This window comes from Williamsia sp. Leaf354, from assembly GCF_001424365.1.
In the GTDB taxonomy this organism is placed as follows: Bacteria; Actinomycetota; Actinomycetes; order Mycobacteriales; family Mycobacteriaceae; genus Williamsia_A.
Genome location: NZ_LMPL01000001.1, coordinates 652,352 through 672,043 on the forward strand (window position 1 = coordinate 652,352; position 19,692 = coordinate 672,043).

20 protein-coding genes are annotated in these 19,692 nt (G+C 68.6%); 5 read left to right on the top strand and 15 right to left on the bottom strand.

The window, feature by feature from the left end; genetic code table 11:
• Positions 1-26 precede the first annotated feature (26 nt).
• Positions 27-983, top strand: a complete 957-nt coding sequence (locus tag ASG12_RS03085; protein ID WP_055785030.1) for a hypothetical protein — start codon at positions 27-29, stop codon at positions 981-983.
• Between the two features lie 72 nt (positions 984-1,055).
• On the opposite strand, the gene ASG12_RS03090 is transcribed toward ASG12_RS03085, so the two are convergent.
• The 4 genes from ASG12_RS03090 to ASG12_RS03105 form a co-directional block, all read right to left on the bottom strand.
• Positions 1,056-1,775 carry an RDD family protein gene (locus tag ASG12_RS03090; RefSeq protein ID WP_055785032.1) on the bottom strand — a complete coding sequence of 240 codons (720 nt, stop codon included), beginning with the start codon at positions 1,773-1,775 and terminating at the stop codon, positions 1,056-1,058.
• 131 nt (positions 1,776-1,906) lie between these two features.
• A complete protein-coding gene (gene gluQRS / locus ASG12_RS03095) occupies positions 1,907-2,824 on the bottom strand; it encodes a tRNA glutamyl-Q(34) synthetase GluQRS (protein ID WP_055785035.1) in 918 nt (305 codons plus the stop codon).
• A complete protein-coding gene (locus ASG12_RS03100) occupies positions 2,821-3,246 on the bottom strand; it encodes an NUDIX domain-containing protein (RefSeq protein ID WP_055785038.1) in 426 nt (141 codons plus the stop codon). The genes gluQRS and ASG12_RS03100 overlap by 4 nt, the downstream gene beginning before the upstream one ends.
• Positions 3,247-3,502: 256 nt before the next feature.
• A complete protein-coding gene (locus tag ASG12_RS03105; RefSeq protein WP_443089080.1) occupies positions 3,503-5,128 on the bottom strand; it encodes a DUF222 domain-containing protein in 1,626 nt (541 codons plus the stop codon).
• Between the two features lie 275 nt (positions 5,129-5,403).
• Between ASG12_RS03105 and ASG12_RS03110 the strand changes: the two genes are divergently transcribed.
• Together ASG12_RS03110 and ASG12_RS03115 are read left to right on the top strand one after the other, a co-directional pair.
• Positions 5,404-6,447 carry an ATP-dependent DNA ligase gene (locus ASG12_RS03110; RefSeq protein ID WP_268810420.1) on the top strand — a complete coding sequence of 348 codons (1,044 nt, stop codon included), beginning with the start codon at positions 5,404-5,406 and terminating at the stop codon, positions 6,445-6,447.
• Entirely contained in the window at positions 6,447-7,526 is a 1,080-nt protein-coding gene (locus tag ASG12_RS03115; protein WP_200932720.1) for a DNA polymerase domain-containing protein, read from the top strand. Before ASG12_RS03110 ends, ASG12_RS03115 begins: the two co-directional genes overlap by 1 nt.
• A 25-nt stretch (positions 7,527-7,551) precedes the next feature.
• Here ASG12_RS03115 and ASG12_RS03120 read toward each other — a convergent pair whose 3' ends face one another.
• The 8 genes from ASG12_RS03120 to ASG12_RS03155 all read right to left on the bottom strand — a co-directional run bounded on the left by ASG12_RS03120 (position 7,552) and on the right by ASG12_RS03155 (position 17,093).
• On the bottom strand, positions 7,552-8,148 hold the full coding sequence (locus ASG12_RS03120; protein WP_055785046.1) for an Rv1733c family protein: 597 nt from the start codon (positions 8,146-8,148) through the stop codon (positions 7,552-7,554).
• A gap of 91 nt (positions 8,149-8,239) precedes the next feature.
• Entirely contained in the window at positions 8,240-9,520 is a 1,281-nt protein-coding gene (locus ASG12_RS03125; RefSeq protein ID WP_055785050.1) for a glycosyltransferase, read from the bottom strand.
• A 45-nt stretch (positions 9,521-9,565) separates the two neighbouring features.
• A complete protein-coding gene (locus ASG12_RS03130; RefSeq protein ID WP_156377899.1) occupies positions 9,566-10,594 on the bottom strand; it encodes a poly(ethylene terephthalate) hydrolase family protein in 1,029 nt (342 codons plus the stop codon).
• A 182-nt stretch (positions 10,595-10,776) separates the two neighbouring features.
• Positions 10,777-11,544 (bottom strand): isocitrate lyase/PEP mutase family protein, encoded by a 768-nt coding sequence (locus ASG12_RS03135; protein ID WP_055785057.1) that lies wholly within the window; start codon positions 11,542-11,544, stop codon positions 10,777-10,779.
• 84 nt (positions 11,545-11,628) lie between these two features.
• Entirely contained in the window at positions 11,629-12,798 is a 1,170-nt protein-coding gene (locus tag ASG12_RS03140; RefSeq protein WP_055787526.1) for an acyl-CoA dehydrogenase family protein, read from the bottom strand.
• 2 nt (positions 12,799-12,800) lie between these two features.
• The gene (locus ASG12_RS03145; protein WP_055785060.1) at positions 12,801-14,849 is read right to left on the bottom strand and encodes an acetyl/propionyl/methylcrotonyl-CoA carboxylase subunit alpha; all 2,049 of its coding nucleotides are present in this window, start codon (positions 14,847-14,849) and stop codon (positions 12,801-12,803) included.
• Between the two features lie 4 nt (positions 14,850-14,853).
• A complete protein-coding gene (locus tag ASG12_RS03150; protein WP_055785063.1) occupies positions 14,854-16,479 on the bottom strand; it encodes a carboxyl transferase domain-containing protein in 1,626 nt (541 codons plus the stop codon).
• 101 nt (positions 16,480-16,580) lie between these two features.
• Entirely contained in the window at positions 16,581-17,093 is a 513-nt protein-coding gene (locus tag ASG12_RS03155) for a DUF6764 family protein (RefSeq protein ID WP_055785066.1), read from the bottom strand.
• Positions 17,094-17,246: 153 nt separating this feature from the next.
• Here ASG12_RS03155 and ASG12_RS03160 point away from each other — a divergent pair, with 153 nt between their 5' ends.
• The gene (locus tag ASG12_RS03160; RefSeq protein WP_055787531.1) at positions 17,247-17,699 is read left to right on the top strand and encodes a MaoC/PaaZ C-terminal domain-containing protein; all 453 of its coding nucleotides are present in this window, start codon (positions 17,247-17,249) and stop codon (positions 17,697-17,699) included.
• Here the strand turns inward: ASG12_RS03160 and ASG12_RS03165 are convergent.
• Positions 17,686-18,222 carry a DinB family protein gene (locus ASG12_RS03165; protein ID WP_055787534.1) on the bottom strand — a complete coding sequence of 179 codons (537 nt, stop codon included), beginning with the start codon at positions 18,220-18,222 and terminating at the stop codon, positions 17,686-17,688. The two genes, ASG12_RS03160 and ASG12_RS03165, sit on opposite strands and share 14 nt — an antisense overlap.
• 91 nt (positions 18,223-18,313) lie before the next feature.
• Complete coding sequence (locus ASG12_RS03170; RefSeq protein ID WP_055785069.1) at positions 18,314-18,928, bottom strand: class I SAM-dependent methyltransferase; 615 nt, start codon at positions 18,926-18,928, stop codon at positions 18,314-18,316.
• A 43-nt stretch (positions 18,929-18,971) separates the two neighbouring features.
• On the opposite strand from ASG12_RS03170, the gene ASG12_RS03175 reads away from it, so the two are divergent.
• On the top strand, positions 18,972-19,343 hold the full coding sequence (locus ASG12_RS03175; protein ID WP_055785073.1) for a winged helix-turn-helix transcriptional regulator: 372 nt from the start codon (positions 18,972-18,974) through the stop codon (positions 19,341-19,343).
• Between the two features lie 23 nt (positions 19,344-19,366).
• Here the strand turns inward: ASG12_RS03175 and ASG12_RS03180 are convergent, their stop codons facing one another.
• Entirely contained in the window at positions 19,367-19,633 is a 267-nt protein-coding gene (locus ASG12_RS03180; RefSeq protein ID WP_055785076.1) for a hypothetical protein, read from the bottom strand.
• Positions 19,634-19,692: the final 59 nt, after the last annotated feature.

A 19,692-nucleotide genomic window follows, 5' to 3' on the forward strand; every position in this document is an offset into this window, starting at 1 on the left:
GCCCATCGCATCGAGACAGGAATGCCATGACGTACCCGCCCTCTGACGACCCGTTGCGCAAGCAGCCCGATCCGTCCGGTGACCAGCCCCCGGGTGGATACCCGCCCCCGGGCTCGTACCCTCCGCCGCCGCAGGGGTCGTATCCCCCGCCCGGCGCATACCCACCGCCACAACAGGGTTCGTATCCACCTCCGCCGCCCGGGGCATACCCTCCGCCGCCTCCCGGGGCGTACCCGCCGCCCGGTGGTTTCGGCGGTGCACCCGGCTACGGCGGGCCTCCCGGGTTCACCCCGCCGCCCACCCAGTACTCGGTCGGTGACGCCATCAGCGTCGGATGGGAGCGGTTCAAGGACAATCCGGGAACGTGGATCGGGTTCTTCGTCCTGAACTTCGCGGTCATCGCGGTCGCATTCGTGATCTATTTCTTCGCCATCGTGGGCGCGGCGTTCGCGTCGGATTCGGTCGACTCGACGAGCACCGGTTTCTCGGTCGGGTTCATCGCGCTCAGCGCGGTGTTCTTCGTGGTGCTCGTCGCCATCTTCTTCGTGTTCCAGGCCGCGGCGATCCAGGGTGCACTGCAGGAGGTCGCCGGTCAACGGGCGCAGTTCGGCTCGATGTTCCGGTTCCGCAAGCTCGGCGATGTCATCGTCGCGTCGCTCATCGTCGGACTCATCGTGGGTATCGGTCTGGCGCTGTTCTATCTGCCGGGCATCATCGCCGGGTTCCTGCTCGCGAACACCCTCTACTTCGTGGTCGACGACGGTCTGTCGCCGGTGGAGGCCATCAAGGCCAGTTTCCGTCTCGCCACGGGTCGTTTCGGCGATGTGTTCGTGCTGTTCCTGCTGACCGGGATCATCGGTGGCATCGGAGCGGTCATCTGCTACGTCGGCGTCGTGGTGACCGCACCGATCGCCGCGATCGCGCAGGCCTATGGCTTCCGGATGTTCACCGGCAAGCCCGTTGCGCCTGTCAAACTTCGGTAGGCCCAGCACCTTTCACAACGCGCAGCGCCCCGCAGACGAGATCGTCTGCGGGGCGCTGTGTTCGGTGTCAGGTCAGACGCGCACGACGCGGGTTCCGCCCGCGAACTTGTCGTGCAGTCCCTGCTTGTTCGGGTCGTTGCTGATGGTCACGCCGATGGCGATCAGCACACCCAGAGTCGCCAGCCCGACGAGGAACGGGAGGAAGAAGATGAACGCCAGGAGCGACGACAGCACCGAGAGGAGCAGCCAGATGTTCCGTTTGAAGGCGATGTCCTGTGCCGGGATGTTGCCGTCGGGTCCGACGGTGCGCAGCTTCAGCAGCTGCTTGCCGAGGGTCGCGCCCTTCCGGGATTCGAAGTACGTGAAGTAGAGGATCGCCGCGAAGCTCAGGATCACCGACACCACGTAGTAGACGGCGTAGTTCGCGGCCACACCGATGATGCCCTCGACGATGGCGACCGGGATGCCGACGATGAGGCCGTCGATGATGCGCGCACCCAGGCGGACACCGGCGCCGGCCGGCTGACCCGAGGTCGAGTAGATGCCCTGCTCGCCGTACTGCTGCTGGCCCACCGGCGGCGGGGGCGGGTACTGCCCGGGCGGCGGGTAGGAACCCTCGGCGCCACCCTTCGACAGGTCGGGAGCCGGGTACTGGGGCTGACCGTACTGGGGCTGACCGTATTGGGGCTGGCCGTACTGAGGTTGTCCGTACTGGGGTTGCCCGGGTTGGGGCGACCCGTACTGAGGATCCTGACCCTCCGGATTCTGGCCCGGGTACTGGGGTCCGGTCATGTGACGTCCTCTCGTTTCGACGCGTGCCGGGGTGTGGTCCGCGTGGCCGCCAGTCTAAATCAGAACCAATCGGACACCGAGGAAATCAGCGACGACGAGGAGGTTCGCGATCGCACGTCGTTGATCGTCGATCACCAGAGGTCGTCGGGATCGAGAATCCACGGGCCGTTCGGGAGGCGCGCAGGATCGAATCGACGGAGAACGTCGTTCGCGGTGAGGTTTTCGCCGACGGTGCCGAGATTCAGCGACGACGCCAGCAGGGACAGCAGCCGTGTGTCGTCGACGCCGACCATGGCGAGGTCGGCGCGCGTGACGGCGCCGTCGCGCTTGGCCAGGCGGGACCCGGAGGTGTTGAGCACCAGGGGCACGTGCGCGTACTGCGGGATGGGCACCCCGATCAGCGTGGCCAGGTATGCCTGTCGCGGGGCCGAGGTCAGCAGGTCGTCGGCGCGGACCACCTGGTCGACGCCTTCGGCGCCGTCGTCGATCACGACGGCGAGGTTGTAGGCGGCGGTGCCGTCGCCGCGGCGGAGCACGAAGTCGTCCACGGCGCCGGTGAACTCGCCGCACAGGGTGTCGGTGATCGTGAAAGAGCTTGTATCGCTTCTCAATCGGATGGCGGGGTCGCGGCCGGCGGCGCGTCGGGCGGCCCGGTCGGCCTCGCCGAGGTCGCGGCAGGTGCCGGGGTAGGAACCCGGCGGGGCGTGGGGTGCGGTGGTGGCGGCGTGGATCTCGCGGCGGCTGCAGAAGCACTCGAACGTGCGGCCCGCCGCGGTGAGGTCGTCGATCACGGCGTCGTAGACGTGGGTGCGTCGTGATTGCACGGTCGGATCGTCGTCCCACTCGATGCCGAGCGCGCACAGGTCGCCGAGTTGGGCGTCGGCGACGGCGTCGCGCGAGCGGTCGTCGAGGTCCTCGATGCGCAGGACGAAGCGTCGCTCGGTGCTGCGGGCGAACAACCATGCGAGCAGCGCCGTACGAAGGTTCCCGATGTGCAGGTCGCCCGAGGGTGACGGCGCGTATCGGCCCGCCCCGGGTGTCTGAATCATCGGTTCGTTCGTTCGACGAGGTGGGCGAGCTCGGCGGGCACGAGCCGGGCGGTGGTGTCGGTGGGGTGCCACCAGAACGCGATCTCGTGAGGGGCATCGAAGATCGGGAACCGATCGCGGTCGACGGGGGAGTCGTGGAGCTCGGCGTCGAAGGTGAACACGATCTCGTGGCCGATCTCGCCGTCGGCGGTGAAGAGGTTCTCGAACACCTCGAGGAGTGTCGCGGACGCAACGGTGACACCGAGCTCTTCGGTGACCTCGCGGTCGAGCGCGGTGCGCGCGGACTCGCCGAACTCGATGCCGCCGCCGAGTGGGCGGACGCGCGGGTCGTCGGTCCCGATGCCGTGGCCGGTGACGAGGAGGGCGCCGTCGGAGGGCCGCCGGATCAATGCCAGCACGATCGGCCGGATCGAGTTCGCCATGACATCGAGCGTAACCGCGCCGCCGACCGTGCCGACTGTCTGCAAAAACGTACGGTCGCGGAAGTCGAGGCTGAGTGTGTGGAAAGTCGAGCCGAGCGATGGGGGGCTGAGTGTGTGGAAAGTTCAGTCGCGCGGTGGTGCTGAGTGTGTGGAAAGTTCAGTCGAGTGTGCTGACCGCGTCGCGTAAGTCGACAGTCATACAGCGCACACTCGACGCCGACTTTCCGCACAGTCAGCGGCGGTAGAACGCAACTACCTACGAGGCAGCTCGGTACAGCGGAGCATCCGGCCATGTGATGTCGACGCGTGGCGCACGCGGGTATTCGACATCGAGGACCTGTGGCGGCGGTTCTTCGATGTTTGGAGGTTCGACCCACGGGTCACTACTCGTCGAATGCTGTTGGAGCAGTTCGTCGACCCGGTGCAGGTGGTTGGCGCGGAGCTGGTCGGGTGGGTCGGTGTTGCGGCGCCAGCCGTAGCGGCCCTTGTCGGGACCGTCGGTGATCTTCTCGGTGCTCCACTGATGCGGTTCGGGACCGACGGCCCGGTTGTGGCGTCCGCATGCGGGGGCCATGTGCGGAGAGTCGGCGAGTCCGCCGTCGGCCCAGTCCTGTTCGGCGTGGTGCATTTCTGTGTGGGCGAACGGTGTCGTGCAGTCGTCCTTGCTGCAGCCCTTGTACTGGGCGAAGGCCATCAAGCGCTGCGCTTGTGAGGCGAGGCGCCGGCCGCGGCCGAAGAACAACGGCTCGTTGGTGATGTCACTGAACACCGCGAGGTGGACTTGCGCGTCGGCGGCCAATTTCACGACGTCGCTGATGGGCAGGTCGCTACCGGTCGCGGTGCGTGCGACACCGGCGTGTTCGCGCAACTGTGCGTCGGTGATGGACACGATGATCTGCGGCGGCAAACCACGATGCGAGCCGCCGACGAGTCCACCGTTCACGGCGGCGTCCAGCAGGGCCTTGAGGGCGTCGTGGTTGCGTTGGCTCTGACTGCGGCAGTCTCGGTCAGCCGCATCTTTCAGCAACTGCGGGTCGGCGTCGGCGTGATCGCCTTTCGGTGACTGATCGTCGTCGGGATTGTTCATCCCGGGAGCCGCCCATTTCGCGAGGACGACGTCGAACAGAGCACGTGTGATCGGATCCAGCGTCGCGGTCAGCTTCGACATCAACTGCGAGTCCTGGCACCCGAGGTTCAGTTTCCGGTTCCGGGCGCGATCGCGGTCGTCGGTCAATCTGCCGTCGGGATCGAGGTGGGCGAGGATCCGTGTTCCAACCGCACCGATCTCTCTAGGCGTCAACGTCGTCGCGAACTCGGCGAGAGTTTCCTCGGCACGCGCCCGCTGCTCGGGCTCGACCGCAGCGGGCATCTTGGCCATGACGTCCAACACCGCGTGAACGTGGTCGGGTCCGATGGTTCCGGCGGCCAACTCGCGAGCGGTGTTCGGGCACACCGGCGGCAGTTTCTCACCGGTCATCGCGTGCATCGGTTCCAACGCCTGCACCGCCTGTAACCGTTTCTTGGGGTGGGTGATCCGCAGTTTCGTCTGCAGGAACTCGGTGACCGTCACGCATCCCACGGTCTTGTGGGCGTCGCGGTCGGAGACCTCGACGATGCGCTGGTTGCCGATGGATTCCATTCGGCGGATGTTGTGTTCGTGGCGGATCGCCAGCTCGGCGACGGTCTCCGCGTCGCACGACGTTGAGTCGGATGCAGCGATTCTATCCAAGATCTGTTCCAGGGCAGCGTAATCCGCTACGAGATCGCTCACGGTACGCCCCCTCCCCGGGTGTGACTGTACGTCTATTCTAGCACGCGTGTTCGAGGTGTGGGGGCTTAAATTTGGTGAATGTTGTTCACTGTGAACGTATTTCGTACGGATGGTTGGGTTCTACTGCCGCTGACGGTGCGGAAGCCGGCCGCCGAGTGTGCGTTGTTTCGTCGTCGGCGTGCGGTGAGCTGTCAGCACACTCGACGACCGTTTCCACACAGTCAGCAACCATGACTCACACACTCGACGGCCGTTTCCACACAGTCAGCATCTCCGGAGCACGTCGCGTAGTCAGCATCCTTGGCTCGCGGCGCGTCGTCAGCGCACTCAGCACCTACCGGCGCCTTCTGCAGCGTCGGGGGCGGGGTGAGTGAGACCATGGGGGCGTGGACCTCCCCGTCATGCCACCTGTCGCGCCGATGCTCGCCAAGGCGGTCACCGCCGTGCCCGCCCAGCCCGACGATGGCATCGCGTGGTCGCACGAGCCCAAGTGGGACGGGTTCCGGGCACTGATCTTCCGTGACGGCGACGAGGTGGTGATGGGTTCACGCAGCGGGAAAGATCTCGCGCGCTACTTCCCCGAACTCGTCGAGGCGGCTCGCACCGAACTCCCGAATCGGGTCGTCGTCGACGGTGAGATCGGCGTGCAGGCCGAGATCGGCGGCGTCCGCCGGCTCGACTGGGACTCGCTCAGTCAACGGATCCACCCCGCCGACTCGCGGGTGCAGATGCTCGCCGACACCACCCCGGCCATGTTCATCGGGTTCGACGCCCTCGCCCTCGGCGACCGCGACCTCACCGGCGAACCCTTCCGAGTGCGGCGCGAGGCGCTGACCGAGGCGATACCGGGCGCGGGTCTCCTCCGGGTGAGCCGAGTGACCACCGATTCGCAGACCGCGATCGACTGGTTCAGTGCCTTCGAGGGCGCCGGACTCGACGGGGTCGTCAGCAAACGCATCGAGGGTGGCTACGTCGGCGGCAAGCGAGAGATGCTGAAGGTCAAGCACAAACGCACCGCCGACTGCGTGGTCATCGGCTACCGGGTACACAAGAGCGGCACCGGCGTCGGATCGATGTTGCTCGGGCTCTACCAGGACGGGCAGCTGCGCAGCGTCGGCGGATCGAGTGCGTTCACCGACGCCAAACGCGTCGAACTGCAGGAGCAGTTCGAGCCCATGCGGCTCGACCCCGACCACACCGCGCGGGGCGAGCCGAACCGCTGGAACTCCGCAGGCACCGGCGAGTGGATCCCGATCCGTCCCGAGCTGGTGGTCGAGGTCGGCTACGACCAGATGGAGAAGGAGCGATTCCGGCACACCGTGAGGTTCCAGCGATGGCGCCCCGACCGCGACCCCGAGAGCTGCGGGTACGACCAGCTCGAGGTCCCGCTCACCTACGACCTGCACGATGTGCTGGAAGGGGCCGATTGATGGCGAAGACACCAGCGGCGATGGTGGCCGTCGGCGACCGCGAGGTGCGCGTCTCGAGCCCCGACCGCGTCGTCTACGACGCGACCGATCGCACTCCCGACATCACCAAACTCGAGGTGTGCGAGTACTTCGCCACGGTCGGTGACGCCCTCATGGCCGCGATCGGCGAACGACCGACCGCCATGGAACGGTGGCCCGACGGGTGGCGCGAGGGCATGCGCCTGGCCACCGGACCGCAGGATCGCGAGGGCGACGGTTTCTATCAGAAGCGACTTCCCAAGGGCGCGCCCGATTTTGTCGACACCGTGTCGATCGCGTTCCCGAGCGGACGCAAGGCTGACGAGCTATGCCCCACCGAGCCCGCGTCGTTGGTGTGGGCCGCACAGATGGGTGCCCTGACCTTCCACCCCTGGCCGGTACGCCGCCCCGACGTGGACCACCCCGACGAACTCCGCATCGATCTGGATCCGCAGCCCGGCACGTCGTTCTCCGACGCCCAACGCGTCGCCGATGTGCTGAGGGAGCTGCTGGCCGAACACGGTCTGCGGGGCTTCCCCAAGACCAGCGGTAACCGGGGCGTCCACATCTACGTGCGCATCGAGCCGCGGTGGACGTTCAACGAGGTACGCCACGCGGCGATCGGACTGGGCCGCGAGCTCGAGCGCCGCGACGACGGCGTGACGACCGCGTGGTGGAAGGAGGAACGCGGCACCCGCCTGTTCCTCGATTACAACCAGAACCTCCGCGATCGGACCATCGCCAGTGCGTGGAGCCTGCGGGCGCAGCCCGGGGCGCCGGTGAGCACACCGGTCACCTGGGAGCGGCTCGCCGAGGTCACCGACCCGAGGGACTTCACTCTCACGACCGTCCCCGACTACCTGGCCGACGGCGATCCGTGGTCGGAGATCGACTCGCAGGCGTACTCGATCGAGCCACTGCTCGAACTGTGGGAGACGTTGCCCGGCGGCGAACTCAATTTCCCGCCGGACTACCCGAAGCAGAAGGGCGAGCCCCCGCGGGTACAGCCGAGCAAGAAGGTGGAGTCGCACTGGGACTCCGACGGCAACAGGCTGGAGTGACGTTGCGCGCTCACCGCAACCGCGGTCACTCCGGAGCGAAGAACCTCGCGATGGCGTTGTCCCACATGATGTCCCGCTTGCGGTCGCAGTGCGTGCGGATCCAGTTCTGCAGCGCCAGCAGCGTGGCGATCACCAGGCCGATGAGCACGATGACCACCGCGACCGCCGTCACGCCGGCGTCGGCGCGCAACGGCATCGGCGGGGTGGGGCGGCCGTCCTGGTCGACGGTGAGCAGCAAAGAGCTGCCGGCTGCGGTGCCGGGCGGGACCGTGATGACCCCGGACTTCGCGGCGCCCTTGTAGGTCCAGTGCGCGGGCACCTTGTTCGACTCGTCGGAACCGATGGTCGAGGTGATCGGGGTGACGGCCGCCGAACCGAGGTCGGTCGTCGCACTCACGGTGTCGATGCGCTTCTGCGGCGGGTCGTCCTGATGGGAGCTCCAGATCAGGATGCCGGGCACGATCGCCAGCGGCAGCAGGATCATGCCGACGAGGACCACCAGCCGGTGCATACGACGTTCGGTGATGTCGATCTCGCGCTCGAGCGGGTTCGCGCCACGGTGGTGCCGGGCGTTCGCGCGGCGCATCGCACGCCGGGCGTCGGATCGCCGCTCACCGGACATCGGCCGCTCCTGGGTCGGGGTCGTGCGTTCGTTGGGGGATTCACGCCTGTGGTCGCCCGGTGATCCGGGCGGCCACAACCGCAGTTGCCGTTCACAGCATATTCGACGCGGCGGTCCCCGCGGATGTGGTCGGTTCAGCCCGGGTGAAAACCGTGCCCACCGATGCGGTGCCGCTGTGCAGCGTCGTCTCGATGCAGGTCGCGGCGCGATCGGCCGACCCCTGTGCCGGTGCGATGGCCGCGATCTGCCGAGCCCGGTCACGGCGCCCGAGGGCGGTCGACACCGCATCGCGGAGAGATCGAGCCGTCATGCTGCGCGGTTCGATACGCACCCCCGACCCGGCTGCGTCCACCCGCGCGGCGACATCGCGCTGATCGCGTCCGAACGGTGCGATCACCATCGGGATGCCGCGGGCCAGCGCCTTCTGCGTGATGCCCATCCCGCCGTGACTGATCACCACCGATGCCCGGTCGAGTACCTGTTCGTGGGGGAGGAACCGCACCACGGTGGCGTCGGGTCCGGCGACGAACTGATCGGGGTCGAGCGCGCCGGTGGTGACGACCGCGTGCATCCCGGTCCCGGCGAGGGCCTCGAGCGCGGTGGTGGCCAGCGTCTGGTCGGCCTGCAGTTCGGTGGAGCAGGTCACCAGGGCGATCGGGCCGTCGATCGCGTCGATGCGGGGGTCGCGGTCGCCGGGCGGGGCCCACAGCGACGGTCCGACCATCGTCACGCTGGGCGGCCAATCGACGCGAGGGCGCTCGAGCGGCGCACCGCACAGGCTCAGGACCAGAGGCGCCCGACGGATGACACCGTCGCAATGCCGGAGCTCGGGGAGGCCGAACCCGCGTCGTGCGCGGTTGAACTTTCGTCGGAACGTGACGTCCCAGATACCCTGCGCCGCATGGGCGATGACCGCGTCCCGCAGGTGCGGAAGTCGTCCGTCGCGAGGCGTGAGCCCCAACCCGATCGGCGGCCCGTCGGTGGTGAACAGCGGCAGGAAGGTCGCGCTCCAGATGGCCCACGGAAGGCCCGACGCCTCGGCCGCGCACTGGGCGCCGGTGGCCACCACGTCGGTGAGGATCATGTCCGGGCGATGATCGGCCACAGCGGCGGTGAGGTGCGTGAACTCGGCGTCGATCCGCGACAGCAGTCGGTCGGTCAGCGAGTTCGGTGTCCGCGTGTCGTCGCCCCGCCAGTCACCCGGTAGCGCCTCGTCGATCTCGGGCGGCAGCGGCGAGGCCGACAGTCCCAGGCCGCGCAGCATCGGCACCTCGTCGGCGATGGTGATCATGTGGATGTCGTGCCCGCGGTCGCGGAGCTCCAGAAGCGTCTCGACGATCGGGTACATCACGCCACGTGCGGGCGAGGTCATGACCAGGATGCGGGGCAAGGTGTGTCCTCCGGTCGGCGGGGATGGTCAGCGTGTGCAGGCCAGTGATCGCGCCGCTGCGTTGCGAACGGACACGGCGAGAACAGGATCGGTGAGCACCGGAGGGTAGGCGCCGACGAAGGCGCGGCAGTACGTGTCGCTGCCCGTCACGAACTCCAGGAACGCCAACCCGATACGGGTCAGCGGGTAGTCGGCCACCGGATCGACCGCGGCGAGGTGGGGAGCGCCGCGCGCCACGGTGAACCACGTCGGCGCGGCCGGACGATCGACGATGATGGGGCGCAATAGGTTCGGCGACGCGGTGCGGTCGTCGGTGCCGGTGGTGATCAGCGTCGGTGTGCGCGATGGTCCGGGCAGGGTGTAGATGTCGGGCGCCATCGCGAGGACCCCGACCACCCGGACCCCGGAGGCGACAGTGAGCGGGAGGCGATCGGTGATGACCTGCAGAGGGGGAGAGGCGATGAGGCTCGCGGACTCGAGCGCCTTGGTGGCACCGGCGGAGTGGCCGGCGAGGACGACCCGTGACGGGTCGATCCGGCCGTACAGCGGCGAGCGTGGGTCGTTCGTGGCGGCGACCGCACGCCGGATGCCGGTGAACACGCTCTCGGGTGCGATCTCCCGGGCGTCGTAGGCCACCGCGACGACGAACCCGTGACTCGCCCAGTGGGTCACCATCCGGACGAAGTAGCCGGGGTTGGCACCGCTACCGCCGACGAGCACGACAAGCGGGCGGCGACCGGGCGCACCGTCGGGTGAGTAGACGTCGACACCGGTGTCGGGCCCGGAGCCAATCGGTGCGGCGGAGGTACACAGCAGAGGCGAACGGGCTCCCTGCTCGCGGACGCTGCGGATCTGCTCGGCGGCACCGGGACCTCGGCAGGGAGCAACCCGCGCGGTCGCGGTGACCCGGAAGGGCCCGGGTTCGGACAGATCGGGAGAGGCGCCGACGGAGGATTGCGCGACCGCGGGCTGCGCCGAACTGACCCCCGGTGCGGCGATGGCCACCATGGCGACAGCGGTGAGCACGGCCAGTGCCGACGCAACGATTCTGATCACGCGAATCCCCGAGATTCTTTGATGAACTGAATAGCGACTTTCGCGAAAGGCTACGGTCGCTTGCCCGGTCGGGGTACTTGAGAGGTGGCGAAACGGCTGTCAGAAAAACCACACATCGCCGACGCGCGGAAACGGCAGGCGCGTGTTAGCGCGCCTGCCGTTCTCGTGTCATCGACGGACGATCACTTCCAGCGGGCGAGGATCTCGTTCGATCGCTCGGCGAGAACCGCCTGCCAGATCGGGCCGAAGCTGACGCGACCCACGCCGAGTCCGGCGAGCGTCGCCTTGTCGCTGTTCACCGGGTGGCCGATGGCGTTGACCGGCAGGGGCAGCTCCGAGGTCAGACGCTTCTGGACGTCGTCGCTGTGGAAGCCGACCGGGTACAGCACGTCGGCGCCGGCCTCGGCGGCCAGCTTCAGGCGGGAGATCGCGCGGTCGACGCGGTCGGACTCGTCGCCGATCTCCTTCACGAACAGGTCGGTGCGGGCGTTGATGACGACGTGGACGTCGGTCGCATCCGACGCCGCACGCAGTGCTCCGACGAAATCGGCGTGCTCTTGGGCCTCGCGCAGACGACCGCCCTCGCTGTGCACGGTGTCCTCGATGTTGAGGCCCACGGCCCCGGCATCGATGAGTCCCTCGATCAGGCGCTTCGGATCCTCGCCGTAGCCCGATTCGATGTCGACCGAGATCGGCACATCGACCGCCGCGGTGATCTGCTTGATGCGGGTCAGCACCTCGTCGAAGGTGAGTCCCTCGTTGTCGGACTTGCCGATCGAGTCGGAGATCGGATGGCTGCCCACGGTCAGCGCGGTGAAGCCGGCCGAGACGGCGAGGTTCGCCGTCCACGCGTCCCACACGGTCGGCAGGATCACCGGGTCACCGGGCTTGTGCAGTTCGAGAAGTGTCGTGGCCTTGCTGCTGAGGTCATTCGTGCTGGGGTTCGTCATGCCAACGTCAACGCCGTCGCTCCGTGCCTATTTCCGGCCGTCCCACGATGTGAGAACGACCGTTCTCCCGCTCCGGCGTGCTCCCTACAGACCGAGGCTGCGGGCGATGAGCATCAGCTGCACCTCGGTGGTGCCCTCACCGATCTCGAGGATCTTGCTGTCGCGGTAGTGCCGGGCGACGGTGTACTCGTTCATGTAGCCGTAGCCGCCGTGCACCTGGGTGCCATCGCGCGAGTTGTCCATCGCGGCCTCCGAGGCGACCATCTTCGCGATCGACGCCTGGGTCTTGAACGGCTTGCCGGCCAGCATCAACGCGGCGGCGTCGTAGTAGGCGGTGCGCGCCGCGTAGGCGCGTGCCTCCATGCGGGCGATGGTGAACGCGATCGACTGGTTGTCGCCGATGGGTCGCCCGAACGCCGACCGTTCCTTTGCGTACTTCACGCATTCGTCCACACATCCCTGCGCGACCCCGACCGCCAACGCCGCGATGGCGATACGACCCTCGTCGAGGATGCGCAGGAAGTTGGCATACCCGCGACCCTGCTCGCCGAGGAGGTTGGCGCGCGGCACCCGCACGTCGTCGAAGGTGAGCGGGTGGGTGTCCGAGGCGTTCCACCCGACCTTGTCGTACGACGGGCCTGCGGTGAAGCCGGCCGACGACGTGGGAACGATGATCGACGAGATCTGCTTGTGGCCGTTGGCGTCGGCCCCGGTCACCGCGGCCACGGTGACGAGCTCGGTGATGTCGGTGCCGGAGTTGGTGATGAACTGCTTGGAGCCGTTGATGACCCATTCGTCGCCGTCGAGGACGGCGGTGGTCTTCGTCGCGCCGGCGTCACTGCCGCCGCCCGCCTCGGTGAGACCGAACGCGCCGAGCGCTTGTCCACTCGTCAAGCGCGGCAACCACTCCTGCTTCTGCTCCTCGGTCCCGAAGCTGTAGATCGGCATGGCGCCCAACGAGACGCCGGCCTCCAGGGTGATGGCGACGCTCTGGTCGACCTTCCCGAGCTCCTCGAGTGCGAGGCACAACGCGAAGTAGTCGCCGCCCATGCCGCCGTACTCCTCGGGGAACGGCAGCCCGAACAGGCCCATCTCCGCCATCCCCGCGACGACCTCGTACGGGAACGACCGTTCCGCATCGTGCTTCGCCGACACCGGGGCCACCACCGACCGGGCGAAGTCGGCCACCGTCGCCTTGAGGTCGCGATAGTCCTCCGGCAGGTTCGCCGTCGAGATCGATTCCGAGCTGGTCATGGTCATGCTGTTTCCCCTGGTGTCGTTCCCGTGGATGTCTCGGTGTCGGTGGGTGTCTCGGTGTCGGTCGGGATCACGCGGGCGAGGAGTTCGCCCACGCCCACCTGATCGCCCACCGCGGCCGACAGTTCGACCCGACCGTCGACCGGTGCGCTGAGCGCGTGTTCCATCTTCATGGCCTCGACGATGACGACCACCGTCCCCGCGGTCACCTCGTCACCGTCGGCCACGCCGACCGCGATGACCGACCCCGGCATGGGGCTCCGGAGATCGGCATCGGTCGCCGCGTCGGCGCCGGCGCGTCCCGTACCCGCCGGGATCTGCGACACCGACCACGTGCCCCCGGTGCGATCCACCCAGATGTCGTTGCCGCGCTGCGCAACTCGATAGCGCCGCCGCGTGCCGTCGGTGGTGATCACGACACCCTCGTCGGTCACGGCGACCGACACGTGCAGATCGGCGTCGTCGTCGAGCGAGACCCGCGCGTCGTCGGGTGTCCCCGTCACCGACACCACCCGGATGTCGGGCCCGGCCTGCAGGCGGACGACGGTCGGCGCGGCTGGTCGTGAGGCCCGCCAGCCGGTGGGTCGTGACCACGGACCGGAGCCGGCGTCGCGCCAGCGTGCCGCCCATCCGGCGACGGCGGCGGCGATGACCGCGTCGTCGGGGATGACGGGAGCAACGATGGTCTCGACGAGCCGGTCGAGGAAGCCGGTGTCGAGGCGACCGGCGAGCACGTCGTCCTCGGCGAGAACGGTGCGCAGGAAGTCGATGTTGGTGCCCACACCGAGCACCCCGGTCGCGGCCAACGCGGTGTCGAGCCGCGCGAGGGCGGAGGCGCGGTCGGGCCCGTGGGCGATCACCTTCGACAGCATCGGATCGTAGTGACTGCTGACCACGGTGCCGGTGACGAGGCCGGAATCGACCCGGATGCCGGTGCCCCGGGGCTCGACCAGGTCGATCACCGTGCCACCGGTCGGGATGAAGCCACGCGCGGGGTCCTCGGCGTAGACGCGGGCCTCGATCGCGTGCCCGGTCATCGTCACGTCGTCCTGCGCGATGGCGAGCTTCTCGCCCCGGGCGACGCGGATCTGCCACTCCACCAGATCGATCCCGGTCACCAGTTCGGTCACCGGATGCTCGACCTGCAGCCGTGTGTTCATCTCCATGAAGAAGAACTCGTCGGGTCGGTCGGCGGAGACGATGAACTCGACCGTCCCGGCGCCCCGGTAGCCGACGCTGCGCGCGGTGTCGCAGGCCGCGGCCCCGATGCGTGCTCGGGTCGCCTCGTCGAGCAGGGGTGAGGGAGCCTCCTCGATCACCTTCTGGTGACGACGCTGCAGGCTGCATTCCCGCTCGCCGAGGTGGATGACCCCACCGTGGGCATCGGCGAGCACCTGCACCTCGATGTGTCTCGGCGACAACACGAATCGCTCGAGGAACAGGGTGTCGTCGCCGAAGGACGAGGCGGCCTCGCGGCGGGCACCGGCGAGCGCGGCGGGAAGGGCCGACGGCTCGGTGACGACGCGCATCCCCTTGCCACCGCCACCCGCCGACGGTTTCACGAGCACCGGGTACCCGATGTCGACGGCCGCAGAAACGAGATCGTCGTCGGTGAGACCGGGCCGCGCGATGCCGGGCACGACGGGGACGTCGTGTGCCGAGACGGTGTTCTTCGCGGTGATCTTGTCGCTCATCACCGTCATGGCCTCGGGCGTCGGACCGATGAACACGATGCCGGCCGCCTCGCAGGCGGTCGCGAACGCGCTGTTCTCCGAGAGGAATCCGTACCCCGGGTGGATGGCGTCGGCGCCGGTGGCGACGGCCGCGGCCATCACCTTGTCGATGTCGAGGTAGCTCTCGCGGGCGGGGGCGGGACCGATGCCCACGGCGTCGTCGGCGACCGTGACGTGCAGGGCGTCGGCGTCGGCGTCGCTGAACACGGCGATGGACCGTATGCCCATCGCGCGCAGCGATCGCATCACGCGCACGGCGATCTCGCCGCGGTTGGCGACGAGTACCGAGGAGATCGGGATCAGGCTGTCTGTCATCAGGTCACATCCGGAAGACGCCGTAGGAGACCGGTTCCAGGGGCGCGTTCGCGCACGCCGCCAGGGCCAGTCCGACGATGTTGCGGGTGTCGGCGGGGTCGATGATCCCGTCGTCCCACAACCGCGCGGTGGAGTAGTACGGGTTGCCCTGGTGCTCGTACTGCTCGCGGATCGGCGCCTTGAAAGCCTCCTGATCGGCGTCAGACCAGGGGGCGCCCTTCGCGTCGAGCTGGTCGCTGCGCACCGTCGACAGCACCGACGCCGCCTGTTCGCCACCCATCACCGAGATGCGCGCATTCGGCCACATCCACAGGAAGCGTGGGGAATACGCCCGCCCGCACATCGAGTAGTTGCCCGCGCCGTAGGACCCGCCGATCACGACGGTGAGCTTCGGCACGCGGGCGCAGGCGACGGCGGTGACCATCTTCGCGCCGTGCTTGGCGATACCGCCGGCCTCGTAGTCGCGTCCCACCATGAACCCGGAGATGTTCTGCAGGAACAGCAGGGGGATGCTCCGTTTGTCGCACAGCTCGATGAAATGCGCGCCCTTCATGGCCGATTCGCCGAACAGGACCCCGTTGTTGGCGACGATGCCCACGGGATGGCCCTCGATGTGGGCGAAGCCGGTGACGAGGGTGGTGCCGTAACCGGCCTTGAACTCGTCGAACTCACCCGTCGTGGAATCGGTCCCGTCGGCTTCGGTGCCGACGTCGACGAGACGCGAGATCACCTCGCGCACGTCGTAGGGGGTGCGCAGATCCGTGGGGACGACGTCGTACAGGTCGCGCTGATCGGTTGCGGCGGGGCGGGGTTCGCGCACCGGCCAGGGGGACTCGCTCCGTGGGCCGAGTGTGGAGACGATGCGTCGGACCCGGTGCAGCGCGTCGGCGTCGTCGTCGGCGAGATGATCGGTCACCCCCGACACCGTCGAGTGCAGCACACCACCACCGAGTTCCTCGGCCGTGACGACCTCGCCGGTCGCGGCCTTCACCAGCGGCGGTCCGCCGAGGAAGATCGTGCCCTGATCGCGGACGATCACGCATTCGTCGCTCATGGCGGGCACGTAGGCGCCGCCGGCGGTGCACGAGCCGAGAACGGCTGCGATCTGCGCGATCCCGCGCGCGCTCATCGTCGCCTGGTTGAAGAAGATGCGGCCGAAGTGTTCGCGGTCGGGGAACACCTCGTCCTGCTTCGGGAGGAAGGCGCCACCGGAGTCGACGAGGTAGATGCACGGGAGGTTGTTGTGCAGGGCCACCTCCTGCGCGCGGAGGTGCTTCTTCACGCTCATCGGGTAGTAGGTGCCGCCCTTGACCGTGGCGTCGTTGGCCACGATGACGCATTCCCGGCCCGACACCCGGCCGATGCCGGTGATGACCCCGGCGCCGGGGCACTCGTCGTGACCGGCGGCGTCGAGATAGATACCGGTGCCGGCCAGGGCGGACAGCTCGAGGAAGGGGCTGCCGGGATCGAGCAGGCTGTCCACGCGATCGCGGGGGAGCAGCTTGCCGCGTGCGACGTGTCGTTCACGCGACGAGGCCGACCCGCCGAGCGCGGCAGCGGCCACGCGCTCGGACAGGTCGGCCACGAGGCTCTCGTGATCGGCCCGGTTACGCGCTCGATCGAACACCATCAGCAGACACTCCGGGGCAACTGGGTTAATGACGACTAACTCAGTTCGGAGGGTACGGCGCGGTGACGGCGGTGTCCAGTACGCAGCCGGGTTCGGTCGGGTCAGCGATTGCCGAGCGGGATCTCGCCGTTGCCCAGGTTCAGGCACCCCGAGAACGTCTGGAAGTCGCCCGCGAACCCGATCCCGCCGGTGCAGGTCGCGCCCGAGCGGCCGGTGACCGTGACGGTGGCCCCCGGGCCGGCGATGCCGATGGCGAGACCGGGCTTGATGCCGGTCAGGTTCGTGACGGCGCCGGGTCCGCTCGCGATGGCCGCGGGGGCGGCGAAGTTCTCTGCCTGCGAGGTGGCCTTGCCACCGCCGAGACCGATGGCCAACGACAACCCGTTGCGGCCACCGTCGGCGCTCGCCGCGCCCTGGGTGTCGCCGATGGCGGCCGACGTCCCGGTGACCGTCGAGGTCGCGGTGCAGTTCGGGGTGGTCGCGGTCTGACCGGGCAGCGCCGGGCAGGCCAGCGGAGCGGCGGCAGCGGGTGCCGCGACGAAGGCGATGCCCGCGCCGGCGAGCAGGGTGAATGCGCCGAGAGCGCTGGCGCGGCGGATGGATGTGCTGGACATGGCTTCTCCTCTGTCGACTGTCTGCTCGATGGTCCCCACCGCCCGACACGGGGCGGCCGAGCGTCGGTCACGATGGGATCGCGACCACATCTCGTTCCGATCACGCTCGGGCTGCTGCCGACGGTGCTCCGGGGATGGCGCAGAGTGTCGGACATGACGGAGCTCATCCACGCCGACGAACTCGAGGTCGGCTCGGTGTGGCCGCTGGGGAGTTACACGCCGACCGAGGCCGAGATCATCGAGTTCGCGCGTCAGTGGGATCCGCAGCGGTTCCACACCGATCCGGCCTACGCGGCCGACCACTTCTTCGGGGGCATCATCGCCAGCGGTATCCACACGATGGCGATCTTCCAGCGCCTCGCGGTGCCGGCGGTGTTCGATCGATGGGCCACGATCGCGGGCCGAGGGATGGAGAACGTGCGGTTGCTGCGGCCGGTGCGTCCTGACGAGGAGTTGACGGGATCGATCACGGTCGAGGCCGTCGACCTGCACCGGCCCGACCGTGCGACGGTGTCGCTGACCGGTCGGCTCGACTCACCCGACGGCGCGGTGCTCACCATGGCGCTGGAGATCGCAGCCCGCCGACGGGCGGCTACCCACGGTTGACGCGTTCGCCGGTGACGTCGACGAGGTGATGCACCGGGTCGTGGATGAAGTACCGCGCGAGGGTCTCGACGGTGAACACGCTGCCGTCACTGCGGCGACCGGTGCGCATGCGCGAGGTGGGGTGCACCGCCCGGAAGTCCCGCGCGAGAGCCAGGCCGGCGTCACGGAGCTCGGCGAGGACCACGGCGGGATCCTGCTCGCCATACCTCTCGGCGATCGCCGTCGCATCCTGATCCCAGTTGTCGAACAGTGGATCGGTCTGCGTCAGCATCATGTCGAGACGAACGCCGAATATCCGGAAGACGTCGCGGACATGCGCCGCGTACTCCAGGGGCGACCACGTGTGGTCGTCCGGGCGCAGCGCGGGATCGGCGACGTCGAGCGCCCGTGGCCATCGGTCGACGTTGTCCTCGGTGAGGTCGGCGACGGCGTCGAACTCGATCCGTGAGGCGTCGAGACCGCAGGCCGGACAGGCCCTCTCCAGCACCCAGGTCCAGTTCGCGGTGTCGGGGACGATCGGCATGATCGAACGGTAGCGAGATCCCGGTCGCACCGCCGGCCTCGCCAGCGGTTGTGGCACGAATTGTGCGGAGAGCGGCAGGATCTCGGTGCTCTCACCCGATGTCGCGGCGGCGGGCGGTGACGGCTCCGTGCGGCCGCTGCCCGGCGGCCTCCCGGACATGGGTCTCAGTCACGTCGAATCCCGCCTCTCCCAGCAGGTCGGCGAGCCATGAGACGGGCCAGCGGTACGCCGTGATCACCGTGTGGGCAAACGACTCGACCGCCGCGTCAGCCGCGAAGTGTCCGATCAGCAGGACTCCGCCGGGCGCGATCACGCGCGCGAGCTCGGACAGGGTCCGTCGCACCGCGGCGGGATCGAGATGGATCAGGGAGTACCAGGCGAACACAGCCCCGATCGACGCCGCCGGGAGCTGGAGGGATTCGAGGTCGCCCTGGGCGACATCGAGGTGCGGGTGGTGCGCTCGCGCATGCTCGACGAACTCTGCCACCGGGTCGACACCACTGACGTCGCAACCACATTCGTGGAGGAAACCCGTCCACTGACCGGGGCCACAACCGAGATCGAGCACCCGGCCTGACGTCGACGACGCCCACAGGCGCACCAGTTCGCGATCGAGTGGGTGGGTCGCCGCGATCGATCCGAACCGATGGATGTACTCGCCTGCCCAGTGCGCGTACGCGATACGAGTCGACTCGGTGTCACCCACTGTTCGACCGTACCGCCAGGGTTGTCGACCTAGGCTGGTCGACATGCGACGAGCCGATGCCACCCCGCGGCCCGGTCGCCCGGTGCGCGGATCCACCAGCGGCCGCCCGATCATGGCGCTCCTCGATCTCCTGGGGCGTCGGGCGACGCTGGGGATCCTGTGGGCGCTCGCCGAGGGTCCCGCGTCGTTCCGGGCACTCCAGGAGCGCGCCGGTGGGGTCGCCGCGAGCACGCTGAACACCCGGCTGGCCGAATTGCGCGACGTGGGACTCGTCGAACGGACCGATGCGGGCTATGCGCTCACCGACGACGCGAGCGCGCTCCTCGAGGCGGGCGCTCCGTTGGTGGGGTGGGCCGACGACTGGGCCGCGCGCATCACCGAGCGGACGTCAGGTCCGGACGGCGAAGCAGGCTGAGACCGCCTGAGAAAGAACAGATCTCAGCGTGACCGGACGGCCTGGGCACCGAGGAAGGCGACGTACGCGCCGAGTCCGATCCATCCGAGTGTGCGGGTCGCGGGGATCGCGATCGCCGTCCCGACCACGGTCTCGGTGATGCCGTTGCGGGTGATCCAGGTGTCGGTGTCATCGGGGAAGGCCTGCGCGGTGATGCCGGCGAAGGCCTGCGGCGCGACGAAGTGGGCCACGCCGGTGGCCGCGAGGCCTGCGCCGACGACGGTGGCGGCGGTGACGGGTCGATCCGACATGGCAGAACTCCTCGGGTGATGGCAACGGTGTCCGGAGTGCCAGTCAATCGCACGCCTGC

What these genes read in the sequence shown, in the direction of transcription:
- ASG12_RS03085 (WP_055785030.1), top strand. Translation starts at nt 27, where the DNA reads ATGACGTACCCGCCCTCTGACGACCCGTTGCGCAAGCAGCCCGATCCG.
- ASG12_RS03090 (WP_055785032.1), bottom strand. Translation starts at nt 1,775, where the DNA reads ATGACCGGACCCCAGTACCCGGGCCAGAATCCGGAGGGTCAGGATCCT.
- gluQRS (WP_055785035.1), bottom strand. Translation starts at nt 2,824, where the DNA reads ATGATTCAGACACCCGGGGCGGGCCGATACGCGCCGTCACCCTCGGGC.
- ASG12_RS03100 (WP_055785038.1), bottom strand. Translation starts at nt 3,246, where the DNA reads ATGGCGAACTCGATCCGGCCGATCGTGCTGGCATTGATCCGGCGGCCC.
- ASG12_RS03115 (WP_200932720.1), top strand. Translation starts at nt 6,447, where the DNA reads ATGGCGAAGACACCAGCGGCGATGGTGGCCGTCGGCGACCGCGAGGTG.
- ASG12_RS03120 (WP_055785046.1), bottom strand. Translation starts at nt 8,148, where the DNA reads ATGTCCGGTGAGCGGCGATCCGACGCCCGGCGTGCGATGCGCCGCGCG.
- ASG12_RS03125 (WP_055785050.1), bottom strand. Translation starts at nt 9,520, where the DNA reads ATGACCTCGCCCGCACGTGGCGTGATGTACCCGATCGTCGAGACGCTT.
- ASG12_RS03135 (WP_055785057.1), bottom strand. Translation starts at nt 11,544, where the DNA reads ATGACGAACCCCAGCACGAATGACCTCAGCAGCAAGGCCACGACACTT.
- ASG12_RS03140 (WP_055787526.1), bottom strand. Translation starts at nt 12,798, where the DNA reads ATGACCAGCTCGGAATCGATCTCGACGGCGAACCTGCCGGAGGACTAT.
- ASG12_RS03145 (WP_055785060.1), bottom strand. Translation starts at nt 14,849, where the DNA reads ATGACAGACAGCCTGATCCCGATCTCCTCGGTACTCGTCGCCAACCGC.
- ASG12_RS03150 (WP_055785063.1), bottom strand. Translation starts at nt 16,479, where the DNA reads ATGGTGTTCGATCGAGCGCGTAACCGGGCCGATCACGAGAGCCTCGTG.
- ASG12_RS03155 (WP_055785066.1), bottom strand. Translation starts at nt 17,093, where the DNA reads ATGTCCAGCACATCCATCCGCCGCGCCAGCGCTCTCGGCGCATTCACC.
- ASG12_RS03160 (WP_055787531.1), top strand. Translation starts at nt 17,247, where the DNA reads ATGACGGAGCTCATCCACGCCGACGAACTCGAGGTCGGCTCGGTGTGG.
- ASG12_RS03165 (WP_055787534.1), bottom strand. Translation starts at nt 18,222, where the DNA reads ATGCCGATCGTCCCCGACACCGCGAACTGGACCTGGGTGCTGGAGAGG.
- ASG12_RS03175 (WP_055785073.1), top strand. Translation starts at nt 18,972, where the DNA reads ATGCGACGAGCCGATGCCACCCCGCGGCCCGGTCGCCCGGTGCGCGGA.
- ASG12_RS03180 (WP_055785076.1), bottom strand. Translation starts at nt 19,633, where the DNA reads ATGTCGGATCGACCCGTCACCGCCGCCACCGTCGTCGGCGCAGGCCTC.